The 7,884-nt window shown below is 67.3% G+C and carries 7 protein-coding genes; 1 reads left to right on the top strand and 6 read right to left on the bottom strand.

What is annotated here, in order from left to right; translation table 11 throughout:
* Positions 1–340: 340 nt before the first annotated feature.
* From FKP22_RS14870 to FKP22_RS14860, 3 genes are read right to left on the bottom strand one after another with little or no spacing between them, the layout of a single operon-like run.
* Positions 341–1,105 carry a T4 family baseplate hub assembly chaperone gene (locus FKP22_RS14870; RefSeq protein ID WP_141288252.1) on the bottom strand — a complete coding sequence of 255 codons (765 nt, stop codon included), beginning with the start codon at positions 1,103–1,105 and terminating at the stop codon, positions 341–343.
* Positions 1,106–1,134: 29 nt separating this feature from the next.
* Positions 1,135–1,659 carry a phage tail protein gene (locus tag FKP22_RS14865; RefSeq protein ID WP_141288251.1) on the bottom strand — a complete coding sequence of 175 codons (525 nt, stop codon included), beginning with the start codon at positions 1,657–1,659 and terminating at the stop codon, positions 1,135–1,137.
* Between the two features lie 36 nt (positions 1,660–1,695).
* The gene (locus FKP22_RS14860; protein ID WP_141288250.1) at positions 1,696–3,294 is read right to left on the bottom strand and encodes a phage tail sheath family protein; all 1,599 of its coding nucleotides are present in this window, start codon (positions 3,292–3,294) and stop codon (positions 1,696–1,698) included.
* Positions 3,295–3,795: 501 nt separating this feature from the next.
* Here FKP22_RS14860 and FKP22_RS14855 point away from each other — a divergent pair.
* Positions 3,796–4,725, top strand: a complete 930-nt coding sequence (locus FKP22_RS14855; RefSeq protein WP_231011118.1) for a transporter substrate-binding domain-containing protein — start codon at positions 3,796–3,798, stop codon at positions 4,723–4,725.
* A gap of 9 nt (positions 4,726–4,734) precedes the next feature.
* On the opposite strand, the gene FKP22_RS14850 is transcribed toward FKP22_RS14855, so the two are convergent.
* The 3 genes from FKP22_RS14850 to FKP22_RS14840 all read right to left on the bottom strand — a co-directional run.
* Complete coding sequence (locus tag FKP22_RS14850) at positions 4,735–5,661, bottom strand: glutaminase (protein ID WP_141288249.1); 927 nt, start codon at positions 5,659–5,661, stop codon at positions 4,735–4,737.
* A 7-nt stretch (positions 5,662–5,668) separates the two neighbouring features.
* The gene (locus FKP22_RS14845; RefSeq protein ID WP_141288248.1) at positions 5,669–7,009 is read right to left on the bottom strand and encodes a sigma-54-dependent transcriptional regulator; all 1,341 of its coding nucleotides are present in this window, start codon (positions 7,007–7,009) and stop codon (positions 5,669–5,671) included.
* The coding region (locus FKP22_RS14840) for a sensor histidine kinase (protein WP_233446851.1) at positions 7,002–7,884 on the bottom strand (883 nt) is incomplete at its 5' end. The genes FKP22_RS14845 and FKP22_RS14840, both read right to left, overlap by 8 nt.

Here is a 7,884-nt window from a genome sequence, read left to right as displayed (position 1 = left end):
CGGACTGTGGCGTCGACGCGCGGCGCGTCGTGGTGCACAACGGAGAGTGGCCCGGCGGCGGAGGGGGCGGGGTCTTGCGGCGGCCTGTGCAGTGGGCGTCTGGGTGTCTCCGCTGGCGCTGGCGGGTGTGTCGGGCCTGGATTCATCGCAGGTTCGGCGACAACAGGGGCCGCGTCCGAACGAGAGGCGCTGGTGTGAACGACGTCCGGCGTCGGCTCAGCCAAGGCCGCATACGAGCCTTCGAACAGTGCGGGCTGGCGGCGGCGCAAGGTCGGCACGGTGGGCGCCACGCGCTCGACGAGTCTCGCCAGGTGGCCGAGCGGGGCAGGGGCCTGGTCGTTCATGTGGGCACCACCAGTCCCTGCACCAGCGCGATGTAGCGGCGGCGCCGATCGGCGCTCAGGCTCAGCACCTGCGGCTCACTCCAGCCATAGGCGCTGGCGAGGGTGTGCACTTCGGCCAGCGTGCGCTCGGCCCAGTCGTCCAGCTCTTCCCACAGGTAATCGCCGATGTCGAAGCGGCGCTCGAAGCCGTGAGCACAGGCCGGGCAACTGAGCGCGACGCGAATGTCCGCACCGGGGTCACGCAAGGCCATGTCCTGCTGCAGCCGCTCAATCACCGCCGGTGGCAGCTCGGCCGCATTGACCACGCGGCCGGCGAGCCGGGCCTGGAGCACACAGCGCTCAATCAGTTGCTGGACGGCGGTGCTGGCGTTGCCGCTGCCTTGCAGCGCAGCGAGGTCGTCACTGCAGGGCAGGCGGTAGGCCAGTTCATAACCTTCGCATTGGAGCGGCTGCGGTGCGGGTTCGCCGGCCGGCTCGGGCCGAAGGTCGGTGGTGCGCAATGACAACTCCAGCGCCTCGCCGCAGGCCGGGCAGTCGACCAGCGTGTCCAGCGTGGCACCGAACAAGGCCTCGAACAGCGCGAACAGGCGGGCGTCGCGCGCGCCGATCGGCAGTGCACCCCACTCGCCCGGTGTCACCTCGGGCCAGGCCAAGCGCAGCAGCGCGAGCGAGCGGCGCAGCGGCGCCATGGCCTGCGCCTGCTCCCAGGTGTGCAGCACCGATTGCGCGCTGAGCGCGCCATGGGCGTGGTCGAGACTCATACACGAGCGTCGCCGTGCAGCACCGGCCGTCAGGCCGGGTCGGTGAAGCTGGGCTCCGAAGGCTCGGGCGTCTCGACATCGCGCACCCAGCCTTCGTTCTCCAGCTTCAGGTGCTGGATCGCGATCGCGTTGGCATTGGCGTCGAGATCAGGCAGGGCCTGGAACTCGGAGACCCAGGCGCGGAATACCTTGTAGGCGATCGCCAGCTGGCCGGTCTCGTTGTAGACCTCGATGATCACGTCCTTGCGGAAGTCCTTCAGTGAGCTTTCCGAACCCAGGCCGGCACCGAAGTTCCAGACCTTGTTGGCCCACTGCTCGAACTCCTTGTCGTGCGTGACGCCACGCTCCAGCGTGATGGCCTCGAACTCGGTCCGGCCGGGGGATTTGCGGCTGCTGCTGGGGTCGCCGCCATCGCGGTGCTTGACGACTTCGGTCGTGCGCTTGAGAGCGCTCACCTTGCTCACGCCAGCGACGTACTTGCCGTCCCACTTGACCCTGAACTTGAAGTTCTTGTAGGGGTCGAATCGCTGGGCGTTGACGGTGAACTGTGCCATGGTCGGCTCCTTGATCGCGAGGGTGTTGTCAGGCCTTTAGACGTCGATCTGGCCGGCCATCTGCTGCAGCTTGATGATCACGAACTCGGCCGGCTTCAGCGGTGCGAAGCCGACGACGACGTTCACGATGCCGAGGTTGATGTCGTTCTGCGTCGTCGTGTCCTTGTCGCACTTGACGAAGTACGCGTCACGCGGCGAGCTGCCCTGGAACGCGCCCTGACGGAACAGGTTGTGCATGAAGGCGCCGGCGTTGAGTCGGATCTGCGCCCACAGCGGTTCGTCGTTGGGCTCGAACACCACCCACTGCAGCCCGCGGTACAGGCTCTCTTCGATGTACAGCGCGGTGCGCCGCACAGGGATGTACTTGTACTCGTCGGCCAGCAGGTCGGCGCCGCGCATCGTGCGCGCACCCCAGGCCACGCTGCCGATGATCGGGAAAGTGCGCAGGCAGTTCACGCCCAGCGGGTTGAGCTGGCCGTTCTCTTCGTTGGTCAGGCTGACCGACAGGCCTTGCGCGCCCGAGATCGCCGCGTCCACGCCCGCCGGGGCTTTCCACACGCCGCGGTTGGTATCGGTACGGGCCATCAGGCCGGCGATCGCGCCGCTGGGTGCGAAGGTGTCGAGTTGGCCGTCGCGCTTCGGGTCGGGTTGCCGCAGGCGTGGGAAGAACAGCGCCGCATTGCGCGCCCGCTCACCGGTCAGGCCCAGCGCGGTCAATGCCGCGTTGTTGTTGGTGACGATGTCATTGGCCGAGTCCCAGGCCACGGGCGGGTCGACGATCAGCATCGCGCGGCGCTGCGTACAGAAGTCGAGCGCGCTGCTGTAGACGGCCGATGCAGTGTCGCCTTCGCGCGTGTCCGGCGGGATGCTCATCAGGTTGAACAGGTCGGTCTTCTTCAGCGCGAACAGGCCCGTCTTGTCCGCTTCACTGCCTTGGTAGGCAGCAATGTCCAGCGGGTCGCTGTCGCTGGCCATTCCGGCGGCGACCACTGGGGTTGATGCGGTGTCGTCGTTCCAGATCGTCTTGCCGGGGCCTGGGTCACCGTGCTTGGGCGGCACAGTGGTGCCCGGCAGCGTGGTCGTGCTGGCCACGCGCAACAGGGCCGATTCGTTCAGCAGCACGCGGTCGATGCGGCGTGGGCTTTCCTTGACGGTAACGTTGAGAAAGGTCTCCAACGCACCGCTGCCGCTGCGCACGGTGAGGTTGAACAGGTCTGCCGCGACCAGGCCGTAGCGCGCCGCCACGTCGGCCGAGACCTTGTCGTCGATGCGCACCCGCAGCCCGTTGCCCCAGCTGCCGCGCGAGGCGGCGACGAGGTCGAGGTTGGTCAGCGTGATATTGGCCGCGTCGTTGACGCCGACACCGCTCTTCTTCTTGTACAGCCGCACGATCACTGCCCGGGCGCCACCGTTCTGGAAGAAGTCGCGCACCGCATAACTCAGCGGGTACAGGGGGTCGAGGCTGCCGAACTGGCGCTCGAAATCACCAAAGGTGTTGATCAACATCGGCTCGTCGGTGCCCATCGCGGCGCGGCCCACGAACGCGGTGATCGAGGTGGCGACACCGGCGATGGTGCGCACGCCACTGGGCAACTCCTCGACGTACACCCCGGGGAATGAAACTGCAACTGGCATGTTGGGCTCCTCGCGCTGTGGGCCATACCGATGATTCCGTGCCTGCCGCTCGCATCAGCATGTGCAGACGCGGATGTGATTTCAGGTAGCTGAATGTGCCAGTGCTTGCCGGTCTGGACATCCCCAATTTGGCTGAGAGAGGCTCTTCAAATTAGGGGCACTCACCCTGACGGCAGAGGGGTGGATTGGCGCGAGTGCTGGAGCCGCGGCACCGTGGCCCGCCACTTCAGGCAATCGTTGGACAAGAGTGACCCCATTGGGGCGATTGGCTGGCTTGACGTGACGGGCGACTACCCCTGAGTGATGTTCGTCTCCTGTCAGGGAGGCAGGGGAGGGCTTGCCACCTTGCGGTAGCGAGAGGCGATGTGGCGGCGTTCCCATGCACTTTTGGGATCTGCCTTCATGAACGGAAGGTGGGTTGCTGGGCTTCGCAGGCCCTTGGACGATTCACAATGGCGGCCCTGTTGCCTTGCCTTGTCTGACCCTGCCTGCCACCTTGCCGTGCCGAACCTGACACTCCTGCCTTCTTGGTCCCGTGGCCTGCTGCTTGCGGCCGGCCTGTTCGCGGTGATGGCCGCCGCGGCTCAACCGGTCGACTCTCCCACGCTGCGCAAGATCCGCGACGCAGGCGTCATCACGCTCGGCCACCGCGTCGCCTCGGCGCCGTTTTCCTACCTCGACGGCAAGCGCCAGCCCATCGGCTACTCGATGGACATCTGCCAGAAGGTGGTCGATGCGGTGCGGGTGCGGCTGGCGATGCCGGACCTGGAGGTGCGACCCATCGTTGTCAGCTCGGCCACCCGCATTCCGCTGGTCGCCAACGGCACGGTGGACCTGGAATGCGGCATCACCACCAACACGGCGGAGCGCGGCAAGAGCGTGTCGTTTTCGGTCACGACCTTTGTCGCCGCCAGCCGCCTGCTGGCGCGCAAGTCGGACCACATCCGGACGCTGGATGACCTGCGCGGCAAGCCGGTGGTTTCCACGCTGGCCACCACCAGCCTGATCTTCCTGAACGCGGTGAACCAGGCCCGCGGGCTGGACATGAAGATCCTCGCCGGCCTGGACGACATCGAGGCCTTCCGCCTGCTGACCAACGGCCGCGCCGTGGCCTATGCGATGGACGACGTGCTGCTGCACAGCATGCTGGCCGACGCGCCGGATGCCGCGAACTACCAGATCGCCGACGACGCGCTGACCACCGAGCCGTATGCCATCGGCCTGAAGCGCGACGATCCGGTCTTCAAGCAACTGGTGGACGGCGTGATCGTCGAGCTGTTCAAGAGCGGCGAGATCCAGGCGATCTACCGCAAATGGTTCGAGTCGCCCATCCCGCCCAAGGGCACCAACCTGCACCTGACGATGAGCGACTCGCTGAAGCGCGCGATCCAGCATCCGACGGACGCCAGCGACCCCCGGCTGTATCGCTGAGCTTCGGCGCTAGAAGATCGACCGGCCGCTCAGCGTCGTGAACAGCTCCAGCGCCAGCAGGCCGGCGTGCGAGTTGCCGGAGTGTTCCAACGCGGGCGACCAGACGCAGACACCGCATTCGCCAGGCACGAGGGCGACGATGCCGCCGCCCACGCCGCTCTTGGCCGGCAGGCCGACGCGGAAGGCGAAGTCGCCGGCGGCGTCGTAGGTGCCGCAGGTCAGCATCAGGGCCGAGAGGCGCTTGGCCGCGCTGGCCGACAGCACCTGCTCGCCGTTCCAGGGATTGACGCCGCGGTTGGCCAGGAAGGCTACCGCGCGGGCCAGCTCCACGCAGCTCATCTCGATCGCGCAGTGCTTGCAGTAGGCGTCCAGCACCTGGTCCACCGGGTTGCGCAGGTTGCCGAAGTTCTTCATGAAATGGGCCATCGCCGCGTTGCGGTCGGAGGTGCCTCTTTCCGACCGGGCGACGCGCCGGTCGTAGTGGATCTCCTTGCTGTCGCAGAGCTGCCGGGCAAATTCGACCACGGCGTTTTCCGGCACCGCGAAATTGGTGCACAGCATGTCGGTGATGACCAGCGCGCCGGCGTTGATGAACGGGTTGCGCGGTTTGCCGGATTCGCTTTCCAGCTGCACCAGTGAGTTGAACGGCGTGCCCGAAGGTTCGCGGCCCACGCGCTCCCACAAAGCGTCCCCTTGGCGCTGGAAGGCCAGCACCAGCGCGAACAGCTTGGAGATGCTCTGGATCGAGAAGCGCGTCTGGGCGTGGCCCACGGTGTGCACCTTGCCGTCCAGCGTCACCACGGCCATGCCGAACTGGTCCGGGGGCACGTCGGCCAGCTCGGGGATGTAGTTGGCCACCGTGCCGCGGCCGATCTCCGGCAGCACGGCCTGGTGCACCTGGTGCAGCAGCGCGTCGTAGTCCCTGGTGTCGGTCATGGGCGGCTCAGCGGTAGCGCTCGGGGTCGATGCCATGGCGGTGCAGCTTGTCGTACAGCGTCTTCTTGGCAATGCCCAGCTGCTGCATCACGTCCTGCATGCGGCCGTGGCAGCGGCGTAGCGCCTCGTCGATCAAGGCTTTCTCGACCAGGTCCATCTGCTGCGCCAGCGGCGTGGGCGCGATGTCTTCGGTGCCATCGGTGAGGTTGACCGCGCCGGCTTCGAGCACGAAGCGGTCGGCCGCATTGCGCATCTCGCGCACGTTGCCGGGCCATGAATGCGCCATCAGCTCGCGCAGGTGTTCGGGCCGGCGTTCGGGCGTGGGCAGGCCGTAGCGGGCGCTGGCGAGTTCGACGAAGTGCTCGAACAGCAGCGGGATGTCTTCGCGCCGTTCGCGCAGCGGCGGCAGCTTCAGCACCGCCACGTTGAGCCGGTAGTACAGGTCCGCGCGGAACTTGCCTTGCTGGCTGAGCTGCAGCAGGTCTTCCTTGGTGGCGGCCACCACGCGCACGTTGACCGGCAGCTCCTCGTTCGAACCCAGGCGCTGGATCTTGCGTTCCTGCAGGATGCGCAGCAGCTTGATCTGCATGCTGACCGGCATGGACTCGATCTCGTCGAGCAGCAGCGTGCCACCGTTGGCATGCTCGATCTTGCCAATGCGGCGCTTGGCGGCCGAGGTGAAGGCGCCGGGCTCGTGGCCGAACAGCTCGCTGTCCAGCAGCGTCTCGGGCAGGCCGCCGCAGTTGATGGCGACGAAGTTGCGTTCGTGGCGCGGGCTGTGCTCGTGCAGGCAGCGCGCCACCAGTTCCTTGCCGGTGCCGGTTTCGCCATGCACCATCACATCGGCCGAGGTCGGCGCCAGCCGCAGGATCAGCCGGCGCACGTCCTGCATCACCTGCGAGCGGCCCAGCAGCACCGACTCCACGCTGCTGCGCTGCGCGAGCTGCGCGCGCAACTCGTCCAGCGCGACCTGCAGCTGGCGCTTTTCCAGCGCGCGCATGGCGGTGTCCACGAAACGCTCCGGCGCGAACGGCTTCTCGATGAAGTCGTAGGCGCCTGCGCGCATGGCGCCGACCGCCATCGAGATGTCGCCATGCGCGGTGACCACGACCACCGGCATGCCGGCGTCAATCGCGCGGATGCGCTCGAGCAGTTGCAGCCCGGTCATGCCGGGCAGGCGCACGTCGGTGATGACGATGGCGGGCATCTGCGCGCTGATGTGCGGCAGCGCCAGCTCGGCCGAGCCGAAGGCCTGCACTTCCAGCCCGGACAACTCCAGCGTCTGGACCAGGCTGGCGCGCACGGGCGGATCGTCCTCGATGAAGAGGACCCTGAAACCTTCAAACATGTGTTTCCTCGGAAGCTGCGGTGGTGGTCGCCGCGTCCAGCTCGAACTCGAAGCGCATGCCGCTGTCCGGCCCGTTGCCGCGTACCCCGCGCAGGCTGCCGCCCAGCTCGTGCACGATCTTCGACGAGATCACCAGGCCGAGGCCCAGACCCTGGCCGGCCGGCTTGGTGGTGTAGAACGGCTCGAACAGGCGCTGCAGGCTGGCTTCGTCCATGCCCGTGCCGCTGTCCTCGACCTGCACCAGCACGCGCGTGCCATGTTGCTCGGCACCGATGCGCAGGCGGCGCTGCGGGCTGCCCGCCATGGCGTCCAGTGCGTTGCCGGCCAGGTTCAACAGCACCTGCTCCAGCCGGTGCGTGTCGGCCCGCACCATCAGCGAATCGGCCACGTCCATGCGCAGCACCACCGGCTCGGCATGCAGCCTGTGGTCCAGCATCAGCAGCACGTTGCGCACCGCGCTGGCCAGCGGCACGGCTTCGAGCGACAGCGACTCCTTGCGCGCAAAGCCCTTGAGCTGGTTGACGATGCGGCCCATGCGCTCTGTCATCTCGTCGATCAGCTTGAGGTTGTTGGCCACGTCGCGCGGGCGGCCGTTGTCCAGCAGCTGGATGGCGTTGCGCGAGAGCGCGCGCAGGGCGGTCAGCGGCTGGTTGATCTCGTGCGAGATGCCGGCCGACATCTGGCCCAGCAGCGCGAGCTTGCTGGCCTGCGTGGCGGCATCTTCGGCCTGCTGGCGCTGGCTGATCTGGTTGATCAGCTCTTCGTTGGCACCGCGCAGCTGGGCGGTGCGCTCGTCCACCTGGCGCTCCAGTTGGTCATTGGCCTGCTGCAGTGCATTGCGGGCCTGGAAGATCTGTCGCAGTGCGCGGCGGCGG

This window comes from Ideonella azotifigens (assembly GCF_006519715.1).
In the GTDB taxonomy this organism is placed as follows: Bacteria; Pseudomonadota; Gammaproteobacteria; order Burkholderiales; family Burkholderiaceae_C; genus Ideonella; species Ideonella azotifigens.
The sequence above is the reverse complement of the archived record's forward strand: the minus strand, read 5'-3'. Positions and strand labels throughout refer to the sequence as shown.